General features: G+C 37.1%; 13 protein-coding genes. 3 read left to right on the forward strand and 10 right to left on the reverse strand.

The window, feature by feature from the left end:
* Window positions 1–140 precede the first annotated feature (140 nt).
* Complete coding sequence (locus HN014_RS02360) at window positions 141–1,451, forward strand: sugar MFS transporter (protein ID WP_176027304.1); 1,311 nt, start codon at window positions 141–143, stop codon at window positions 1,449–1,451.
* 290 nt (window positions 1,452–1,741) lie between these two features.
* Here the strand turns inward: HN014_RS02360 and HN014_RS02365 are convergent, their stop codons facing one another.
* From HN014_RS02365 to porV, 5 genes are all read right to left on the reverse strand, one after another.
* Window positions 1,742–2,425 carry an SDR family oxidoreductase gene (locus tag HN014_RS02365; protein WP_176027305.1) on the reverse strand — a complete coding sequence of 228 codons (684 nt, stop codon included), beginning with the start codon at window positions 2,423–2,425 and terminating at the stop codon, window positions 1,742–1,744.
* Between the two features lie 34 nt (window positions 2,426–2,459).
* Window positions 2,460–3,455 (reverse strand): M20/M25/M40 family metallo-hydrolase, encoded by a 996-nt coding sequence (locus tag HN014_RS02370; protein ID WP_176027306.1) that lies wholly within the window; start codon window positions 3,453–3,455, stop codon window positions 2,460–2,462.
* Window positions 3,456–3,615: 160 nt separating this feature from the next.
* Window positions 3,616–5,235 (reverse strand): pyruvate dehydrogenase complex dihydrolipoamide acetyltransferase, encoded by a 1,620-nt coding sequence (locus tag HN014_RS02375; protein ID WP_176027307.1) that lies wholly within the window; start codon window positions 5,233–5,235, stop codon window positions 3,616–3,618.
* Window positions 5,236–5,241: 6 nt separating this feature from the next.
* Window positions 5,242–6,240 carry a pyruvate dehydrogenase (acetyl-transferring) E1 component subunit alpha gene (gene pdhA, locus HN014_RS02380; RefSeq protein ID WP_176027308.1) on the reverse strand — a complete coding sequence of 333 codons (999 nt, stop codon included), beginning with the start codon at window positions 6,238–6,240 and terminating at the stop codon, window positions 5,242–5,244.
* Window positions 6,241–6,505: 265 nt separating this feature from the next.
* Complete coding sequence (gene porV, locus HN014_RS02385; protein WP_176027309.1) at window positions 6,506–7,657, reverse strand: type IX secretion system outer membrane channel protein PorV; 1,152 nt, start codon at window positions 7,655–7,657, stop codon at window positions 6,506–6,508.
* A 710-nt stretch (window positions 7,658–8,367) separates the two neighbouring features.
* Between porV and gldJ the strand changes: the two genes are divergently transcribed.
* Window positions 8,368–10,044 carry a gliding motility lipoprotein GldJ gene (gene gldJ / locus HN014_RS02390; protein WP_176027310.1) on the forward strand — a complete coding sequence of 559 codons (1,677 nt, stop codon included), beginning with the start codon at window positions 8,368–8,370 and terminating at the stop codon, window positions 10,042–10,044.
* A gap of 79 nt (window positions 10,045–10,123) precedes the next feature.
* Complete coding sequence (murF, locus tag HN014_RS02395; RefSeq protein WP_176027311.1) at window positions 10,124–11,401, forward strand: UDP-N-acetylmuramoyl-tripeptide--D-alanyl-D-alanine ligase; 1,278 nt, start codon at window positions 10,124–10,126, stop codon at window positions 11,399–11,401.
* On the opposite strand, the gene HN014_RS02400 is transcribed toward murF, so the two are convergent.
* From HN014_RS02400 to HN014_RS02420, 5 genes are all read right to left on the reverse strand, one after another.
* Window positions 11,394–12,017 (reverse strand): alpha-ketoglutarate-dependent dioxygenase AlkB, encoded by a 624-nt coding sequence (locus HN014_RS02400; protein WP_176027312.1) that lies wholly within the window; start codon window positions 12,015–12,017, stop codon window positions 11,394–11,396. The genes murF and HN014_RS02400 overlap by 8 nt on opposite strands.
* Before the next feature lie 122 nt (window positions 12,018–12,139).
* Entirely contained in the window at window positions 12,140–15,106 is a 2,967-nt protein-coding gene (locus HN014_RS02405) for a GH92 family glycosyl hydrolase (RefSeq protein ID WP_176027313.1), read from the reverse strand.
* Window positions 15,107–15,306: 200 nt separating this feature from the next.
* Window positions 15,307–16,983 carry a RagB/SusD family nutrient uptake outer membrane protein gene (locus HN014_RS02410; RefSeq protein ID WP_176027314.1) on the reverse strand — a complete coding sequence of 559 codons (1,677 nt, stop codon included), beginning with the start codon at window positions 16,981–16,983 and terminating at the stop codon, window positions 15,307–15,309.
* Window positions 16,984–17,142: 159 nt separating this feature from the next.
* Entirely contained in the window at window positions 17,143–20,298 is a 3,156-nt protein-coding gene (locus HN014_RS02415; protein WP_176027315.1) for a TonB-dependent receptor, read from the reverse strand.
* 532 nt (window positions 20,299–20,830) lie between these two features.
* Window positions 20,831–21,784, reverse strand: coding sequence for a type IX secretion system membrane protein PorP/SprF (locus HN014_RS02420; RefSeq protein WP_176027316.1), 954 nt, complete (start codon window positions 21,782–21,784; stop codon window positions 20,831–20,833).
* Window positions 21,785–21,786 lie beyond the last annotated feature (2 nt).

The raw sequence follows: 21,786 nt of genomic DNA on the forward strand, positions 1-21,786 counted from the left end.
TAATTTTTCCTTCTTATTTCGCACTTTTCAATAAAAAGCACTTTTCTCACGAAGAATGCGCAAAATTAAGCAGCTAAAAAATTCAGTTTTAGTAAATTGCTTTCTTTCATTTATAAAATCCTCTTTATAAAACAACCTCTATGAATACATCAAAATCGTACAGAAGTGCTTTTTTTACCATTACCTCTTTATTCTTTTTATGGGGGTTTATTACCGTTTTAGTTGATTCTCTGATTCCCCGGTTACGGGATGTTTTTGAATTATCATATTTTCAGGCCGGTCTGGTTCAATTTGCATTTTTCGGAGCTTTCTTTCTACTCTCGATTCCCGCAGGTTTTATTCTATCAAAAATCGGATACAAAAAAGGCATCATTCTGGGATTAAGTTTAATGGCAATTGGCTGTCTGCTTTTTTATCCGGCTGCTTCATACAGGGCTTTTTCTGCATTCCTTCTCGGATATTTCACACTGGCCAGTGGTATTACTATTCTACAGGTAGCTGCTAATCCTTATGTAGCTCTTTTGGGAACTGAAGAAGGCGCTGCCAGCCGACTAAACCTATCTCAGGCGTTCAATTCCCTGGGAACCGCTATTGCACCAGTTGTCGGAGCCATCTTTTTATTAAGTGACACTGTAAAATCATCTGAAGAAATAGAGATGTTAAGCGCTGCTGATAAAGAGGCTTATTATATATCTGAAGCCTCTGCTGTACAAATGCCTTTTCTCTTTATCGTAGTATTTATCGCTTTGCTGGTCATAGCTTTTGCCTTTATAAAACTTCCTAAATTAATTGAAGATTCTCCACAAGGAGGATACCTGACACTGATTGCTCAAAAACCTAAAATACTACTTGGTGCTCTAGGAATATTCGTATACGTTGGTGCCGAAGTGGCTATCGGAAGTTATTTGGTCAATTATTTTATGCATATGGAATTAGTAGATACTATCAAGGAAACTCCATTTATGCGATTCTTATCAGAAACACTACTCGGGGCTAGTCTGGAAGAAAAAGACGGAAAGGCAATTGTAGGTGCCTTTGTGGTATTTTATTGGTCTGGAGCGATGATCGGAAGATTTGTAGGAGCCTACCTGACTAAAATTATTCCTCCTGGAAAAGTATTGGGTATTTTTGCTACTATAGCCATTCTGATGATTACCCTGTCGATTAGCACATCCGGATTGGTATCTATGTGGTCAATCCTCGCCGTAGGATTATTCAATTCTATTATGTTTCCTACTATATTCACATTGGCTTTAGACGGACTGGAAGACCTCAAAGCACAAGCTTCCGGTATTTTGTGTACAGCCATTGTAGGAGGAGCTATCATCCCTCCTATATATGGGTTACTCACAGATCATATCGGCTTTAAAACCGCTTTATTACTCATCGCTTTATGCTATGGGTTCATTTTATATTACGGATGGTCTAAACGACATAAAGAAACAAATTAACTTACAAAAGCTTGCAAGACGTCTTGCAAGCTTTTTCTAAAACATTTCTGACTCTGTCAATAAATAAAAGATTGATGGATAACAACTACAAAAACTCTCTTATAACAGAGATAATCTCAAAAAAGTATCAGCAAGTAACATACGTAAAAGAGATACCTAAAGAGGTATCTCTTTTACGTATATCATAGAGTATTTTACAGAAGTCCACATCTCCTCAAAAGAAACTCCTTGTTTTCTACTTACAGCTGTGAAAGTGATTATTACTTCCTCAACTGACAGGCATTCTTAATTTATGGAGTGCTGCTTGATACCTGTAACACCTTCCCATTATAAAATGCATGTCCCGTCAAAGAAAAATCCTTAATATACGTAGCCATTTGCACAGCAGTTAAGGGCGCTTGATAGCCTGGGAACGCTTCTTCCAACATTTCTGTCTGAACAGCTCCTAATGCCAGTACATTAAACGAAATCCCGCTTTCTTTGTACTCTTCTGCCAGTAACTCATTCAGGGTTATCACTGCACCTTTACTAGAGCTATATGCTGCTAATCCAGGAAATTTCATGCTCCCCTGAATTCCCCCCATACTACTAATGGTTACGACATGGCTTTTTGTCTTCATAAAAGGGAGTAATTGCCTGGTTAGCTCAGCTACCCCAAATACATTGACCCTATAGACGGCTTCAAATTCTTCTGTAGTAATCGCTGCAAAAGGTTTATTAAGTAGTTTTCCTGCATTATTGATCAATACATCTACCTCTGCTCCCCAAAGCTCTTCTACATGTGTTTTTACCCGTGCTATAGCCGACGCCTCTGAAATATCAAAAGAAAAAGCGGTTACATTCGAATAACCTAATGACGTAACAGGTTTTTCATTTCTGGATAATGCCAATACCTGATGCCCTTCTTCTGCAAAAAGCTTAACCATTTCCAATCCGATTCCCCTACTTGTTCCTGTGATGATAATTTTTTTCATATGACTGATCTTCTATTTTTTTTTAAACAGTATACTAGTTATTATATACAATTTCTTTTGTTTTTGCATTTATAATTTTTGACAATACTGGCGCACATTCATTAATCAGTCTTGCCATAAAAGCAAAATCCATTTCAGCAGCCTCATCATCCACGTGGTGGTAGTACTTATAATTTGTAAAATCAAAAGTAGAAATTGTTTGTGCCGGAACATTAAACACCTGGTGAAACGGGTAGTTATCACTTCTTTTGAACAAACTAAATTCTTTGGCTTTTTCCAAAAATCCCACCAAATCTTTTCCTGCATATTCATTCATTTTCTGAGCCATATTTGATTTGTAAAAACCTGTAATATAAGCTGTATAATTCTTGTTATTCATCGGCACACCTATCATTTCAAAATTAACCATCGTATACAAGTCCAGGTTCTTCTCTTTTAATACCCCCGCTAAATTCTTAGACCCTAACAGTCCTCTTTCTTCCGCACCAAACAGCACAAACAAGATACTTCTCTTATTATCTTTTTTTTCTGCAAAATATCTGGCTAAAGAAATCACTGCTGCACTTCCTGCTGCATTATCATTAGCTCCATTAGCTACCGTATCTTTTACTTCATTTTCTTTGGCATGACCAATATGGTCCAGATGTGCTCCCAGAATCACAAATTCATTTGCTAATTTCTCATCTGTTCCTTTGAGATATCCTACGACATTACAGGTTTTTTGCCCCTGAACTTCGAAATTATCCCTATAAGACTCAAAATAAGGAGCAACCCCAAATTTCTTAAACGTATTCTCGACATATACCACTGCTTTTTCATATCCTTCTGTTCCTGTATCTCTCCCACCCAACTCATCACTCGCCAAATAAGTAACAATATCAGCGACTTCTTTCTCCTCAGTAGTAGTAGTAGTAGTAGTAGTAGTAGTAGTAGTAGTAGTAGCTGTTTCTTCTTTATTTTTCTGTGCAGTAACCGCTTCTTTGCATTGCACTAAAGACATCGCTAACGCAAGTATCCATATTCGTTTCATTTGTTTTCGTTTTTTGATGTTAATGAAATTGTTATAAACTCCAGATGACTCATTCTCCCCTATCATAAGGTCTAAAAATTCACATACTGGTGTTATAAAGATAAAAAATCCCGTTTCATATGAAACGGGATTTTTCTTATATACTGTATCTGTAATTGGATTAAGCAAGCATCGTTACCGGATTTTCCAAATACTGTTTTAATGTTTGTAAAAACTGAGCTCCCGTAGCACCATCTACTGTTCTATGATCACATGCCAAGGTTACTTTCATTGTATTTCCTACTACAATCTGTCCTTCTTTTACAACTGGTTTTTCTACAATCGCTCCTACAGAAAGAATTGCCGAGTTCGGTTGATTTATAATCGAAGTAAACTCCTGGATTCCAAACATCCCTAGGTTTGAAACTGTAAAAGTACTTCCTTCCATTTCCTGCGGAGTTAATTTTTTATTCCTTGCTTTTCCTGCCAGGTCTTTTACATTTGCCCCTATTTGGGTCAACGACATTTGATCTGTAAAAGGAAGTACAGGAACAACCAACCCATCAGCCACAGCTACTGCCACACCTATACTAATATGTTTCGCATATTTCGTTGCAGTATTTGTCCATTGAGTATTCACCTGTGGGTGTTTCCTCAACGCCATCGCACAAGCCTTAACTACCATATCGTTAAATGATACTTTTGTATCCGGCAATTGATTGATGTTCTTACGGGAAGCAATTGCATGTTCCATATCTACTTCTATTGTCAAGTAGTAATGAGGTGCTGTAAACTTAGATTCAGAAAGACGTTTTGCAATTGTCTTACGCATCTGAGAATTTTTCACTTCTTCAAAACGTTCTTCACCTGCGGGTGTATATGCCTGAATACCGCTTACAGCAGTGTTATTTTCTGCTTCTTTTGGAGCTGTTGTTTTCTCCACTGTCTGTGAAGGAGTATAGGACTCCACGTCTCTTTTAACAACGCGTCCGTTTTCTCCTGTTCCTTTTATTTTAGACAGATCAATTCCTTTATCTGCTGCTATTTTCTTAGCAAGTGGAGAGGCAAATATTCTACCTCCCGATGCGGATGTATCTGCTACTACTGTTTCTGCTGCTGCAACAACTTCTTTCTTTTCTTCTGTACTTGTTGTTACCGGAGTTGCTTGTGAAGGTACTCCACCTTCTTTAATTGCAGAAACATCTGTTCCCGCAGGTCCGATAATTGCCAATAGTGAATCAACCGGAGCGGTTTTTCCTTCTTCTATTCCAATATGAAGCAATGTCCCTTCATAAAAAGACTCAAACTCCATAGTAGCTTTATCTGTTTCAATCTCCGCCAGAATATCTCCTTCTGACACCGCATCTCCAACTTTCTTCAACCAGGTAGCCACTGTACCTTCTTCCATCGTATCACTAAGTCTAGGCATTGTAATAATCTCTACCCCTTCTGGCACACTTGCACCTGTAGGAGCCGGAGTTGCTACTTCTGCTGCTTTTTCTTCTACCGGGGTGGTTTCTGCTGCTGGAGTTCCTCCTTTTAACAGAGAAGATATATCTTCTCCTTCATCCCCTATAATAGCTAATAACTGATCAACCGGAGCAGTTTCGCCTTCTTCAACACCGATATGCAATAGAGTTCCTTCATAAAACGATTCGAACTCCATGGTTGCTTTATCTGTCTCAATCTCAGCAAGCATATCACCTTCTGCTACCTTATCTCCTACTTTTACGAGCCATTTTGCCACTACTCCTTCTTCCATAGTGTCGCTCAATCTCGGCATATTTATTACTGTTGCCATACGCTATTATAGTTTATGTGGTAAAAATGGATAATTTTCCTGTTCGTACACTACGTCGTACATTACATTTTTATCCGGAAATGGAGATTCTTCTGCAAATTTTTCGCACTCTCGTACTTTATCTTTAACTCGCTTATCTATCTCTTTTATTTCTTCTTCTGTAGCATAGTTATGTTCCTTGATTATATCCAACACCTGTGTAATTGGATCAATCTTTTGATATTCTGCTACTTCTTCTTTGGTTCTGTATTTCTGAGCATCACTCATTGAGTGCCCTCTATATCGATACGTTTTTAATTCTAAGAAAGTAGGTCCTCCTCCTGTTCTGGCTCTGGTAATTGCTTCATCCATTGCTTCTGCAACTTTTACAGGATTCATCGCATCTACAGGACCACAAGGCATTTCATACCCTAAACCTAATTTCCAGATATCAGTATGGTTTGCTGTTCTTTCTACAGAAGTCCCCATAGCATATCCATTGTTTTCTACACAAAAAACAACAGGTAAATTCCACAACATGGCCAGATTAAACGTCTCATGAAGAGATCCCTGACGAGTTGCTCCGTCTCCCATAAATGTCAACGTAACTGCATCTCTGTTATGATATTTATCGGCAAATGCCAATCCTGCACCTAATGGTATTTGTCCTCCTACAATTCCGTGTCCTCCATAAAAACGATGTTCTTTAGAGAATATATGCATGGATCCTCCTAATCCCTGAGAGGTTCCAGTTCCTTTACCATACAATTCTGCCATTACTCTTTTAGGGTCTTCTCCCATCCCGATAGGCTGTACATGATTACGATAAGCAGTAATCATTTTATCTTTTGTCAGATCCATCGCGTGCAGTGCTCCTGCCAAAATAGCTTCCTGACCATTATATAAATGTAAAAAACCTCTTACTTTTTGCTGGATATATACCTGTGCTAGCTTATCTTCAAATTTTCTCCAGAAAAGCATGTCTTCATACCATTTAAGGTATACTTCTTTGGTTATTTTTTTCATTTAGAATTATATGATGTTCACTAATAAGTCAGTTATTTCACTGACACCTGATCTATTACATCCTGATGGAAATGATATCCCAACAAAACGAAAAGCAAAAATAATATATTCGGCTTTAAGGTAAAAACAGTTTAGTCATAAAAATCTACGAAAACGTTTTAATTAACGTGTAGTGAAATATTATTTAAACTCATTTTAACAAAAAAGGGTTACTGAAAGCCATATCAGTAACCCTTTTCTGTACATTATTATTAATGATCATTTATTATCTCTCATGGAAGTCCTCTCCAAAATTAAAGGATAATCCAAATCTCAGTGTTCCTTCTAATGGACTTTTTACTGCAGAAGTAGAGAATAGATATGAAATATCAATATTCACAATTGTGTATTTAAACCCAGCTCCCAGAGATACAAATTTACGGGCTCCTTTATCTTCATGCTCATTAAAGTATCCTGTTCTGAAAGAGAATACATCTCTATAAACATATTCTGCTCCAAGTCCCCAGGTAATTTCTTTTAGCTCTTCACTAAATCCTCCTGGTGCATCTCCCCAAGAAGAAAAGATCGCTCCAAATTCGCTAATATCTTCGTATTCTTTATTATCTTCTGAATCGATATCTCCATCTCCGTCAAAATCTTTTGGAGTTGGCACCAATAACTTATTAAATTCTATAGAAGGAGTAATTCTGTTATCTTCATTAAATATGAAATCGAATCCGGCTCCAATTTTAAAATTAGTAGGAATAAAGTTTTCTTTTCCTGCGTCGTCATATTTAATTTTCGGTCCGATATTAGAGATATTAGCTCCTGCTCTCCAACGACCGTTAAAGGATCTGTATCCTATTTCTTCACTCTGATAGAAAGCCGCTACATCTACTCCAAAACTACCTGCCGCACTAGCGTCATCTCCCAGTCCTTGTAATCTTAAATCCGAACGAAGATATCTTCCTCCTACTGCCATAGAGAAACGATCACTCAATCTCAATGCATAAGATAAATCAAAGGTAAATTCATTTGGTTTTTGTACGTTAGGGGTATCGGTTGGTCCTTGTCTAAATTCTATATCTCCCAGACTAAAGTATCGCAGACTTGCTGCCATCGCACTTCGGTCATTTATTCTATTATAGTAATTAACACTTCCCAGAAAAATATCATTAACCAGACTACTTAGGTAAGGTGTATAGTTCACCCCTACTCCCTGCTTTTTTTCTATAAAAGCATACTTTGCGGGGTTCCACTGCTGCGAGAATGCATCTGCAGAAGTAGCAACTCCCTGATCAGCTAAACCTGAAGCTCTGGCATCAGCTGCGATTACTAAAAAAGGGGTAGCTGTAGTTATCGCCCGATCTTCCTGAGCTTGTAATGATAGGTTGCTAAGTGTCATAGCTACCAAGCCAAGTATCACTATTTTTTTCATGTTGTCTGTGTGTTTAAAACAAATATAGTTACTTTGTTAATTATTAAGTTAGTTCATTTTCGGATATCTGCCTGCACAGTCCTGCATTAGTTAACGCATATTTTACAGATATCTTATATAAAAAAAGTGTATTTTATTCTTTTCCTTTGATTTTATCCCCCAAAAACACCATATACCAATCAAGGAATACTATCGATAAACCCACGGTATATTTTGCTCAAATATAATAATCTCATTTTAATATATACTTCCTTGATTATAGTTAAATAAAAATTTACACATCCTTTAACGCCTTTAGTATCTTTGGACCGTATTCTTCTATCTATAGTTCCTTTAGTAAGGCTTTTCATTCTATTATATATAGATCATCATTTTCTTTGAGAAAAAACTTTTTCTACAGGAAGCAACTACTTATGGAACAAATTAAAAAAAATATCAAATTCCAAAGCGTCAATAATAACCTTTCAGAACCCTTGAAAAAACACGTATTTATACCTGGTTCCTGCATTTTGGCATCATTAAAAACACCTACATATTTTTTATTTGTTTTCATCAAAAGAATACTAAACAATAAAATATGACGTTAAAAAACTGACTTAGTGGGATTACATTTTTTTTGTTATTCAATAAAATATTAAAAATATTAGGCTAAATTTAACGTTAATTGTTATATTGCAAGCCCTAATTTCTACTTTAACGAACTTAAGATTATGAAAAACGCGTTTATTTTTAGATCGCTAATAGTGTTGTCTGTTAGTGCTTTACTGTTGAGTTGTACTAAAAACGACTATGGCAACAGTTCCAGAGCCACTGGTTGGAAATACAATTCCAAAGACGGCGGATTTCAGGTAAACACAAACTACAAAGATCAGGAAACTGGTCCTGGTTTAATTTTTATCGAAGGTGGAACCTTCACAATGGGACGCGTGCAGGACGATGTTATGCATGACTGGAACAACACTCCCACCCAACAACACGTTCAGTCATTCTACATGGACGAAACTGAGGTTACCAATATTATGTATTTAGAATATTTAGATTGGTTAAAAGGAGTATACCCTCCTACGGAACCTAAATACAAGAATATCTATAACGGTGCACTTCCTGATACATTAGTATGGAGAAATCGTCTTGGTTTTAACGAAATGATGACAAACAATTACTTACGTCACCCGGCATATGCTAACTACCCTGTAGTAGGTGTAAACTGGATTCAGGCTGTAGAATTTAGTAATTGGAGAACGAATCGTGTTAATGAAAGAATCTTAGAAGAAGAAGACGTAATAAAGAAAAATGCTCCTTTTGAAGATGTATCTGCAGAAAGTACATTCGATACAGAGACGTATCTGAATGCTCCTTCTCAAACATATGGAGGAAATGATGAAGCAATCAGAGGAGGTCGTGCTTCTGAAAAATACGAAAAAAGCAATGACTCTACTGGATTATACATCCAAAGAAAAGATGGATTACTACTTCCTAAGTACCGTCTTCCAACAGAAGCTGAGTGGGAATATGCTGCATTAGCGTTAGTAGAAGTTAGAAGTTATAACATATACAGAGGAAGAAAAAAATATCCATGGAATGGAAAATACACGCGTTCCGGAGCTAGAAGAACACGTGGGGATCAATTAGCTAACTTTAAGCAAGGTGATGGTGACTACGGTGGTATTGCCGGATGGAGTGATGATGGAGCTGATATCACTGCTCCTGTAAAATCATACGATCCAAATGATTTTGGACTTTATGATATGGCAGGAAATGTTGCCGAATGGGTAGCTGACATCTACAGACCAATTGTTGATGATGAATACAATGACTTTAACTACTATAGAGGAAATGTATACACTAAAAATGCAATCAATGCTGACGGTACTGTAAAAATCGTTACGACTGATTCAATTATATACGATACATTAAGTAATGGTAAGATTGTTGCTCGTGTATTACCAGGAGGGATATTACAAACTCCTGTTGACGAAAACGAAACTTATCTGAGAACAAACTTTACTGATAGTGACAACCGTAATTTCAGAGATGGAGATAAGAGTTCATCTAGATATTACGAGGGGTACATGGACGAAAACATGCCTAACAGAAGAATGTACAACGCTCCTATTCATGAAGTAGGTCCTAGTGAAGAAGACAGTACAAAACTGGACAGAAGATATGATGAGACCAGTACCAGAACTACTATTGTTGATGATGACGTAAGAGTATACAAAGGTGGTTCCTGGAAAGACAGAGCATATTGGTTAGACCCTGCTCAGAGAAGATTCTTCCCTCAGGATATGGCTACTGATTATATAGGATTCAGAAATGCGATGTCTAGAGTAGGTACAAAAGCAAAAAACAAAAAGACACCTAGACATAAAAAACCTACTAATTAAGAAATTAGCAAGTTCATTATAGAAGAAAAGAATAAGCCCTGTGTAATCGCAGGGCTTTTTAATATGATAAAAACAGCTCATGACAATTCCTGAATTACACCAATTATTTCTACAAAGTTCGGGGGTATCTACAGATACCAGAAAGATTAAAGACACCTGTATTTTCTTTGCGCTCAAAGGAGCGAATTTTAATGGCAATATATATGCTGATGAAGCTTTGAAAAAAGGAGCTTCTTATGCTATTGTCGATGAAAAAGAATACGCTGTTTCCCCACGATGTATTTATGTTGGAAATGCATTACAGACTTTACAGGAGTTAGCTACATTCCATAGACAACAACTAGCTATCCCAATTATTGCCCTGACAGGAAGCAATGGCAAAACAACAACTAAGGAATTAATTAATACGGTACTGTCATCCACGTATCGCACAACTGCTACTGTTGGTAATCTAAATAACCATATCGGAGTACCTCTGACCTTGCTATCCATGTCTTCGGACACAGAGATAGGGATTGTAGAAATGGGTGCAAACCACCTAAAGGAAATTGATTTTCTATGCTCGATAGCACTTCCTGACTATGGATATATCACCAATATAGGAAAGGCTCACCTCGAAGGTTTTGGGGGATTAGCAGGTGTTTTAAAAGGAAAGACCGAGCTTTATCGCCACCTTGCCGACAGAGATAAAACCGTGTTTTTAAATACCGAAGATGCTACGCTTGTTCAGCAAGCCATCAATATGAATACATACACCTTTGGTAATCACACAAAAAATGATGTCATGGTTCATCTCAAGGATGCCTCCCCTATGGTAACTGTCACATATGATGGATTGACTATAAATAGTCATCTTATAGGCGCGTATAACTTTACTAATATTGCTGCTGCTATTACTATTGGAAAGTATTTTAAAATTTCTCCAGAAAGCATTCAAAAATCGATCGAATCCTATATTCCTGACAATAATCGGTCGCAAATTATAAAAAAAGGGACCACTACTATTATTCTTGATGCATATAATGCCAACCCAACCAGTATGAGCGCAGCTATCAAGAATTTTAACCAACTTTCATTTTCTAAAAAAACAGCCTTTCTCGGAGATATGTTCGAACTGGGCACTGAGGCTCCTCAGGAGCATCAAAGAATTACGGATCAACTCATTGCATCTGATATTGATCAAATATATCTGGTCGGAACACATTTCTATGCAACTGATAATATGGATGATCGAGTGAAAAAATTCTCTTCTTTTGAAGCTTTACAAAATGATTGGAATTCTCAAATGATTAAGGAAGGGGTTTTAATCAAAGGATCGAGAGGAATGAAACTGGAACGAATTCTAGATCTTATTTAGTTCTTGATCTTTCCGATATAATGGTCCTGAATGTCAGGTTGATTCTGGGATTTAGGATTTTTTTAGTTTTAGGCAACGCATGTAACCAATGTCGTTGTGTACTTCCTTTCATTTCCAGTAAGCTTCCTCTTTCCAACATCAAAGAAGTAGTATCTTTTGTTTTTTTATGTTTAAAAGAAAACTTTCTCGCAGCTCCCAAACTTACAGAAGCAATTGTATTGACCTCTCCCAATTCTTTCTCATCATCACTATGCCAGCCCATACCTTCTCCCCCATCATGGTACAGATTCAGCAAACATGAATTAAAGCGCTCTTTCGTCTCATGTTCAACCAGGGTTTTAATCACTAACAACTCCTTAGACCATGGAATAGCCCGCTTCTCCATATTAGAATAGGTATACCGATAATCCTGATCCCCATACCAGGCAACTTTTCTTTTGGTAATAATTCGTTTCCCAAATAACATAACTTCATCTGATTTCCAGGGAACCGTTTTAAGCAAGGTATCGAAAAGTGCTATTTCTTTTTGTTGTCCCAATACCACTCCATGATACAATACGATTCCATCGTACGGCAAAATATTAACATCTCTGGAAGATTCATTAAACAAGTCCATCCTTATATCGATTGAGAAAGTTTGATCATTACAAAATTAAAACAATTCCATAAAAAAAAGCACGAAGTGTCTTACAACGACTCCGTGCTAAACGTAAGAACTCAATTAACATTGTGTTATTATCAATCAGTACCCCTGAACAAAACAGTGGCTGGGATTTGCTGCCTTTCTATCTTAGGACCACTCCAAAATGCCGATAATCCAATATTATCAGAACACTGGAAATACTTTACCTGAAAAGAGTGAAAACCCCGAGACAGAACAATATCGTTTTTCTGTGTAAAGCTAAAGGACTTCCTTCCGTCACTTTCGAAAAGCTCTACTCCGTCAATCAACAACTGTGCTCCATCATTAGCAGCAATTTCAAAAGTATACACCCCCGATTCTGGTATCTTAATATACCCTTCAAAATCAAAACCAATCCATTCATCCCTCAATCTTTTGGAAATATCGACTGTATCCACAGTTCCTTTCTCTGTAGGTATTACATTCGAAAAGTCATATACAGACCTAAAAATCCCTTCATAATACGTATATGAAAGCCCAGAAGTTAACGCTTTTGTATTAGCGATCTCTTTTTCTTGCTGTTTTTCCAAATAAATGTTTGCGGTATAACTGGACTGCATTCCTTCTCTAAAAGCTTTGGCTTTGACACGAGTCGTCGTATCTATTGTAAAAGGCGCTTCATATTTAGTAGCTGAAAGTGTAGGTTCACTCCCATCTGTGGTGTAATAAATACTAGCGCCTTTTGTATCACAGCCCAGGGCAACTTCTTTTGTTGTCAAGAAAAGCTTATGATCTGATTTTAGGTAAGGGATATGTACCGTTTTCTGAGTATCTGAGAAAGGTCGGTATTTTTTTTCTTGTCCCCATTCTTTATTAGGGACATTTGTCATTTCAAAAACTAATTCTCCCCCTTTCATTATATCTGCATGCTTCAGATATGAATACGGGTATTCTTTTCCATTTAGGTGCACCGATGAAAAATGAATACGCTGTTTACCGGCATTATTTCCTTTAATTACAAATTGCTTTCCATTATCCAGGTGTAGGGTTACTTTTTCAAAAGCCGGACTTCCTATGACATATTCCGGAGCTCCGGGAGTCACTGAATAAAATCCCAGGCTACTTAGCACATACCAGGCAGACATCTGACCACAATCATCATTCCCACATAAACCATCTGGCTCTGCTGTATATAAACTATTTAATATCTGATGTATAATCCGTTGTGATTTCCAAGGTTTTCCTGCATAATTATACAAATATGCAATATGATGACTCGGCTCATTCCCGTGGGAGTATTGCCCTATCAACCCTGACACATCCGAATCTTCGCTTATTTCTTCCTGCACATTTGCTTTAAAAAGTGTATCTAGCCATTGTTCAAAAGCCCGATCCCCTCCTACCAAATTAACCATGGTAGCAATATCATGGGGGACAAACAAACTATACTGATAAGAATTTCCTTCTGTAAAATTAAAATTATAGGTCTTTTCTACGGATGCCGGGTCAAAATTTTCGTACCAGCTCCTGTCTGAATATCTCGGTCGCATAAATCCTGTTTCTTTATCAAACACATTCATAAAAAACCGAGCTCTTTTAGCATATTCTTCATAAATTTCTGTTTTCCCTATCGCTTTTGCCATCTGAGCAATACACCAATCGTCATATGCATACTCCAATGTTTTTGAAACCGACTGACTGCTTTTATTCGATGGGACAAATCCTAATTCGGTATAATAATTAATCCCCCGTTTTTTGACATTAGCACTTTCGATCATCGCTTGTAGCACTTTTTCTGTATCTACTTCCGTAATCCCTTTGAGATAGGCATCAGTCATTACTGATACCCCATGATATCCTATCATACATCTTGTGTCATTTGCTGCCAGTTCCCACATAGGAATTTCTCCGAACTGTTCATGCTTTTTTTGTAAGGTAACTACGATATCTCTGGTTATTTCCGGTTCTAATATGGTTAATAGGGGGTGTAATCCTCTAAAAGTATCCCATAACGAAAAAACTGTGTAATTGGTAAAACCTTTTGCTGTGTGTATCTGGTCATCCATTCCCCTGTATTTTCCATCTACATCATTGTATAAATTCGGAGTCAGTAAACTATGGTATAATGCAGTATAAAAGATTTCTTTTTTTGTTTCATCAGCATCCGTTACTTCTATCTTACTCAGCATCGTATTCCAGATAGTTCTTGCTTCTTCTCTCACTTTCTCAAAATCCCAATGAGACATCTCAGCATCCAGATTTTTTTTCGCTCCCTCGATACTAACTGCAGAAAGAGCTACTTTTGCCATTACTTCTTTTTCTTTAGGGTCAAATGTCAGTGCTGCGATTATTTTCTTATTGCGAAATTGCTTTTCTTTTGTTTCTTTTTTATCTCCACAAAGCACCTCATAAGATTGTATTGGTTTGGAAAAACGCGCTACAAAATATTGGCGCTGATTTCCTGCCCAGGCTTTAGACCTTCTATATCCGGCAATCTCTGTATCACTGATAATTTCGAATTCCGCCTCTACAACCGGATCTCGATGTTCCAGGTCAATAATGATATGTTTTTCTTCTTCTCCTGAAGAAAACGTATACCGATGTACTCCTACTCGTTTAGTGGCTGTTAACTCTGCTGTAACGGCATAATCCTCCAGCATCACCGAGTAATATCCCGGACTTGCTGATTCGTTTTCATGATGATATCTCGATCGATACCCTTCATCAGGATTGGTTACTGCTCCTGCTTGTAGTTTTATTGCTCCGGTAGTAGGCATCAATAGAATATCTCCAAGATCAGGAACTCCTGTCCCTGAAAGGTGCGTATGTGTAAAACCAATAATGGAAGGGTCCATATAGTCGTATCCAGCACAAGCTGGCCAACTGGTATGATCATTTCTTGTATCCGGGCTTAACTGTACCATCCCAAAAGGGAGCATAGCCCCGGGAAAGGTATGCCCTGGGGATTTGGTTCCTATAAAGACATCTACATAGTCTACTGCTTTTTTAGATTCAGTTTGGGTACATCTTCCCCCGATAATTCCCAGTAAAAAAAGTAGTAGTATTTTTTTTGCCTTATTCATATTACAGATTTTGATTGTATATTCTTTTATCAATTCGCTAAATGTGCTTATCAGTTTCCGAAATCTATTCCGATGTTTCTCTCTCTCAGATACGTTGCTGTTCTCTAAAATAACATAATCATGAAAGACAGCATCTATATATAGAAGCTGCCTTTCTCTAATTAAAACAAAATAAGCTATTAAGAGGTATTCTTTATAAATTAATAACCCGGATTTTGCTTCAAAGCACCTTTAGCGGCATTAATAGCGTCTAATGGTATCGGGTAATATTCATTTTTCCCCGATGTAAAACTTGCTCCGTTAAGATATACCCGTTTGGTTGCTTCTTCGCTTACATATTCATTGAGTACCTGAGAGGCAATTCCCCATCGTACCATATCAAAGAAACGGTGTCCTTCTGAAGCGAGTTCTAACCTTCTTTCAAACCGTACTGCTTTTATAGCATAGTCTCTATCCGGAAATGATGTATACTCGCTAATCACGTAATTCGCAGCGGGAGTTCCTCCTTCATTTTTCACAAAACCTTCGGGATTTGCTGCTCTTGCTCGAATCATATTTACCAGATTCATCGCTTCTGTTAATTGTCCTTCATCTGCATGAATTTCTGCCCTCCACAACAACACATCCGCATATCGAATCAATGGAGTATTAATTGCATTATACTGTGGCGCTCCTGCAGCAGAGATGGTTCCTTCCTGTGATTTTAACACCTCATGCTTCTTACCTACATACGGTCCTCCATTGGATTGATCACGTACCCATCTGGATCCTGGCATTGCTCCCCATCCTAGGTATTCAATCCCTCTTCGTCCTACTGTCCAATCTAATCTTGGGTCCAAATTCCCTGCGTATGGAGTAAAGGGTTCTTCAGAACTCACTCCCTGGTCACTATGAACATCTTCATCATTAAATGTATCTAATAAAGGGAGGCCATCTGCATCTGTTTTAAAGGCATTGACAAGGTTTTGACTTGGTTGAAAAAACCCGCAGCATCCTCCTCCCGGAGCATCTGATGCATACGGGTGATTTAGTCGGTTTCCTCTGTTACCATTAATAAATCCGTCTCCTCCATCATTTACAGAATTCTGAACAGCAAAAACAGATTCTGAATTATTGTCTTTTTCTCCATTAAAATTATCGTGATAATAAGGGACTAATTGAAACGGTCCGCCACTTATAATATCATCCAATACTGGCTTAGCAGCTGCAAAGTCATTTTGAAACATATGCGCTTTTGCCAAATACGCTTTGGCAATCCATGAGGTAGCTCTTCCTGCATCATCCTGCATTTCCGGCAATACTGCAATTGCTGCCAGTAGATCTTCTTCTATCAACGGCCAAACATCCACATCATTAGGAGGCGTAGTAGTTAACGCTTCTGTCATATACGGAATATTATTCCATATTTTTTTGATCTCGAAATGATAATACGCTCTCAGAAACTTGGCTTCTCCCCCCAATACTGATAAGGCTTCTTCTGACTCCCCATTTTCAATAGCAATAGCAATAGAGCTTAGCGTTTGATTCGCTCTGGAAATTCCTTCATACATGGCTTTCCATTTTCTAGACAAATAGATATTTGTAGTTCCCGGAGTATATCGTTCTACATCATTTAACTGTGGTTGATCATCAATAGAGGATCCTTTATAAAAATCATCAGATGCTACATCACCAAGTGCCCAGTTAGAAGCCGGAGCCCAAAAATATCCAGGGTTTCCATCTAACATAGCGTAGGAACTGATTAATTGCTGTCCTACCCATTCTTTATCGAATGTAATCACCCCTTCTACCAGAGAGGCTTGCGGAGCTATATCCAGCTCATGATCGCATGAAATAGTCAATAGACTCGCCCATGCTAGTATTATTATTCTTTTCATGTGTTTATAATATTGTTTTAGAAATCACATGGAACGCACCAGAAAATTATTTTCAATCTGTCTTATTTTTTTCATGGTTCGTTTCATTTCTTTTCGTATTATTCTTAATTCGCTAATCCATTTTACGCTTTTAGTATACCATCTAATACTTTATGTATTCTATAACGTAAGGTTAACTCCCAATAAAAAAGACTGTGTAACTGGATAAGCTCCTCTGTCAATTCCTATATCGAGATTTACAGAATCTCCTCCATAACGTTGTAAATTAATTTCAGGATCTAGACCTGTATATTTAGTCCAGGTGAATAAGTTTTTAGCCTGCAAATACAACCTTAGTTTATCGATTTTTAGTTTAGAAGTAACGTCTTCTGGTAATGTATACCCCAATTGAACATTCTTTAATCGTAGATACGATCCATCTTCTATATAATAACTACTCGCACTCGAATAGTGTTCTGCAGGATTATTAGACAACAGTGGCAATCGCCCTCCTCTGTTTGTCGGACTCCAGGAATTTAAATAATCGCGGCTCTTAGCTCCCGGAAAACTGTTAAAATCCGTAAAGAATTTTGTAAAATTATAGATGTCATTCCCTTGACTTCCTTGAAAAAACAGGCTAAAATCGAAATTTTTATACGCTGCTCCCATATTAAGACTATAAGTAAAATCAGGATGCGGACTCCCTATAAAATCACGATCTTCATCATTAATAATACCATCTCCATTAAGATCTCGATATTTAAAGGTCCCTATTCCCTTTCCTAAATAATCTCCAGTCTGATCCAAATCTGCCTGATCCTGGATAATCCCATCAATAACAAACCCATGAAAAGAAGCGATCGGTTGCCCTGCTTGTGTTCTGGAAGGTCTTGTTTCTCTTGCTACACTTCCTACTAAAAAGTAATCTGGATTATCAGACAAACTCTTTACTGTATTTTTATATGAAGAGACATTAAGTGCCAGATTATATGAGAAATTTTCATTGAGTTTATCATTATATCCTAAAGAAATATCAAATCCTTTATTCTCTACAGAACCAGCATTTATAAATTTTGATTGCGCATATCCTATCAAGGTAATATCTGCCTGGTCCTGTACCAGTAACCTATCAGTAAGTGCCTGATAATATTCTATCCCAAAACTAACTTTGTTATCTAAAAATGCCCCGTCAATTCCTATATTTTTTGTTTTGGTAGTTTCCCATTCCAGGTCTTTATTCCCGTGAATAAACAGGCTATATCCTGGAACTACACTGGAATTACTTCCACCAATATCATAATTGGTATTGTCATCATTAAGATACTGACTAAAAATTCGTCCTTGCGGAATACTTTCATTTCCTAACTCTCCATATCCTGCTTTAATTTTAAGATCGTTTATAAAAGAAACATCTTCCATAAAAGCTTCATTAGACAATCTCCATGCGACACTATACGATGGAAAATAATCGGATCTTTTACTTTTAGAAAATTTAGAGGTAGCGTCTCTTCTCAAAGAAAAAGATGCTAAATATCGATTATCATAATTGTAATCCAATTTTCCGAAGGCTGAAAAGTAAGCACTTTTTACTCCTCCTCCGTTATTATCTCTGGTTCCTGTCCCTCTATCAAGGTATCTGTAATCCAGATCATCTGTAAAAAAATCTGTTCTGGAAGCACTTAGAAACTTACTTTGAGTTTTATGATATTCTGTTCCTAGCATTGCATCAATTGTATGATCACCTAATGCTTTGGAATAACTAAGTGTGTTATACCAGGTCGAAGATATTGTATACCCATTGCTTTCGATCAGTCTATTAACAGAATTAGGTTCTGCCACTTCCGGATTGAGAAAAACATAAAAGGAACTATGTGTTGTATCATAATTTAGTCCCATATTAGTTTTAAAAGTAAGCCCTTCTATCAAATCTGCTTCTGCATATACATTTCCAATCGCTCTAAATCTACGGGATAAATTATCTTTATTACGGATAGCACTTGCTACCGGATTAATTCCATTTCCTAATCCCACACTTTGAGGTCCCGCATAATTCCCTGCTATATCATGTACAGGAATAATCGGTTGGGCTCTATACAGGAAAGAAATATCTCCTCCTGTAGACTGATTACCAATAGACCCCACTCTATCTGAATATGAAATATTAAATGATTCTCCTATCCTAAAAGATTTAGATGCCTTAAATTCTGAATTTACTCGTAATGTATATCTATCATAAAATGTTTTTAGCGCAACTCCTTCTTGTTTTAACGCTCCTAAACCGACATGAAATCTCACATTTTCAGACCCTCCTGACATTCCTAAATTGTAGTTTTGTACAAAAGCATCATTAAAATAGGCATCAAACCAATCAGTTCCTTCTTTATTAGCCTTCGTTATCTTATTTGTCCTTGGATCATAGGTAGATTCATCCGCTACATCGGCACCTGTTGGTGTCAGATAATTAGGTAACACCGGAGTTTCTCCACTACCGTATTGTGGATGAGAAGGAGCGAATCCATCATTTTTAAATCGTGTCCAGATTACATTAGCTATTTCCTGCGGAGATAATAAGTCTGGAAATGCTGATTCAGGGACACTATCTACTCCAAAACTAGAATTAAATGTTATAGTAGCTCCTCCATTGTATTTTCCTCCTTTTGTCGTTATGAGAATAACTCCGTTTGCTGCTCTAAATCCATATATAGCTGCCGAAGAGGCATCTTTCAGGATTTGCACAGATTCTATATCCGCAGGATTTAACTGGTTAATTCCTGTTGTAGTTGGTGTTCCATCAATTACATATAGCGGGTCATTATTGTTAATCGTTCCGAATCCCCGGATTCGAACCATTGCAGCTCCTCCCGGACCTCCTTCTGATCCTACTGTAACTCCTGACGCTAGTCCTTGCAATGATTGTTCTATATCCACCGGTGAGGTCGCAGCTATATCTTCTGCCTTAACAACACTTACAGAACCTGTAATATTCCTTACAGATTGCTTAGAATATCCCGTTACAACAACCTCCCCTAACTGACTTGAAGCTTCGACTAATACGACATCATACACTATCGATTCTCCTACAATATATTTTTGGGTTTCCATTCCTAAATAGCTATACAAGACAACTTCTCCTTTATGTACTTGTAATGTATACTTCCCGTCAAAATCTGTTTGTGTCCCTTTAGAAGAGCCTTCTATAATCACATTAACACCTGGTAACAGCATTCCATCACCATCCATTACTTTTCCTGTAAGTACAATTTCCTGCGCCCATGCCATATTGACAAAAAACAGAAAAGGAACTACAAAAAAAATATTGTTTATTTTTTTCTTCATTTCAAAATTGGATTGATTAATAATTTGATTATTAGTTCCCCCTAATAACCTTTTTATAAGGTTCGCTAGCTCACTAAATTTGATGACGCTATCATCAATAAGAATTCTTTGTTACCAAATTTATATTATGAAGATTATTTTTTTTATTTATCCGGAAATTTCAGTGAATTTTATTTCAGAATAAGTTTCTAGGCATTTTTATTCCGTTTTATAAAGAAGAAACAAAGTAGATTCCGTTTTTTTTCACCCAAAAAATGACAAAAAAACAGACAAAAAAGACACAAAAACATCATAAATTACCCAAAAACAGTAAATTAAATGATGCTTTTTAGTTAAAACAACAAAAAAAACACAACAAATATTTTTCTTAAAAGATGAAGATTTTCTTACAAAAAATCGTTTTTCAAATTAAAAAAGTACCCCACTCCAGGACAACTATTCCTTAAAATATCTCCTGGTTTTATAAAAAGTAAAAGGGGAGAAAAACATTTTTTTCTCCCCTTTTTATGGTATTTGATACGCCCTTATTTTTTTAAAAGAAACGAGGGGTTAACATTCTGTTGTATTTCTTAAAGAGTTCAAATCGAAGCAATACTTCATAACTACCATCATTAAACACTGCCTTACCTAGTTCAGTAGTCTCTCGATCATAAGCAAAACCAACCATCAAACCATCTGAGACCTGAAAGCCAACCATACCACTCAATGCTGCATCCCAACGGTAACCAACTCCAAAACTCAATCGCTCATACAATAAAAAACTTGCGGATAAATCTACCTGTAAAGGAGCTCCCAAGACCAATTTTGTCAGCAAAGCTGGTTTAAATTTAACATCACTACTGAGATCAAACGTATGACCTGTAATTAAATAATAATTAATACGCTCCTTAGCTACAAAGGCTGAAGAATCATTACCCCCAACCGTAGCACTCTCATCAAAATGCTCCGTCTCCAATAAGTTTGGAGCACTCAATCCTAAATAAAAACGAGGGGTATGATAATACAAACCAATCCCAACATTAGGACTAAATTTATTGTCTATATTATTTTCGAAACTCGGATCATTAACATCAAATTTGCTCAATCGCTGAAAATCTACATTCAGTAAATGACCTCCTGCTTTTAATCCAAAACTTAACTTCCCAACATCTGAAGTAGGTATTGTATATGAAAAATCAATATCAAAATAGGTCTCCTGAGTAGGACCTATCTCATCATTGACGATAGAAACTCCCAAACCTACCCGGTTACTCTCTCCTATAGGCGTATTCATCGATAAGGTCTGAGTACGGGGTGCTCCATCCAATCCTACCCATTGACTCCGGTGAAGACCACTGATGCTCATCACTCCCCGACTACCCGCATATGCAGGGTTGACACTTATCGTATTATACATGTATTGGGTATACTGAGCATCTTGCTGAGAATACCCTAACACAATATGAAGCATTAAGAAAAGAATACTTATACTATATTGAAATCTCATCT

The sequence above is a fragment of the Aquimarina sp. TRL1 genome (genome assembly GCF_013365535.1).
GTDB lineage: Bacteria > Bacteroidota > Bacteroidia > Flavobacteriales > Flavobacteriaceae > Aquimarina > Aquimarina hainanensis.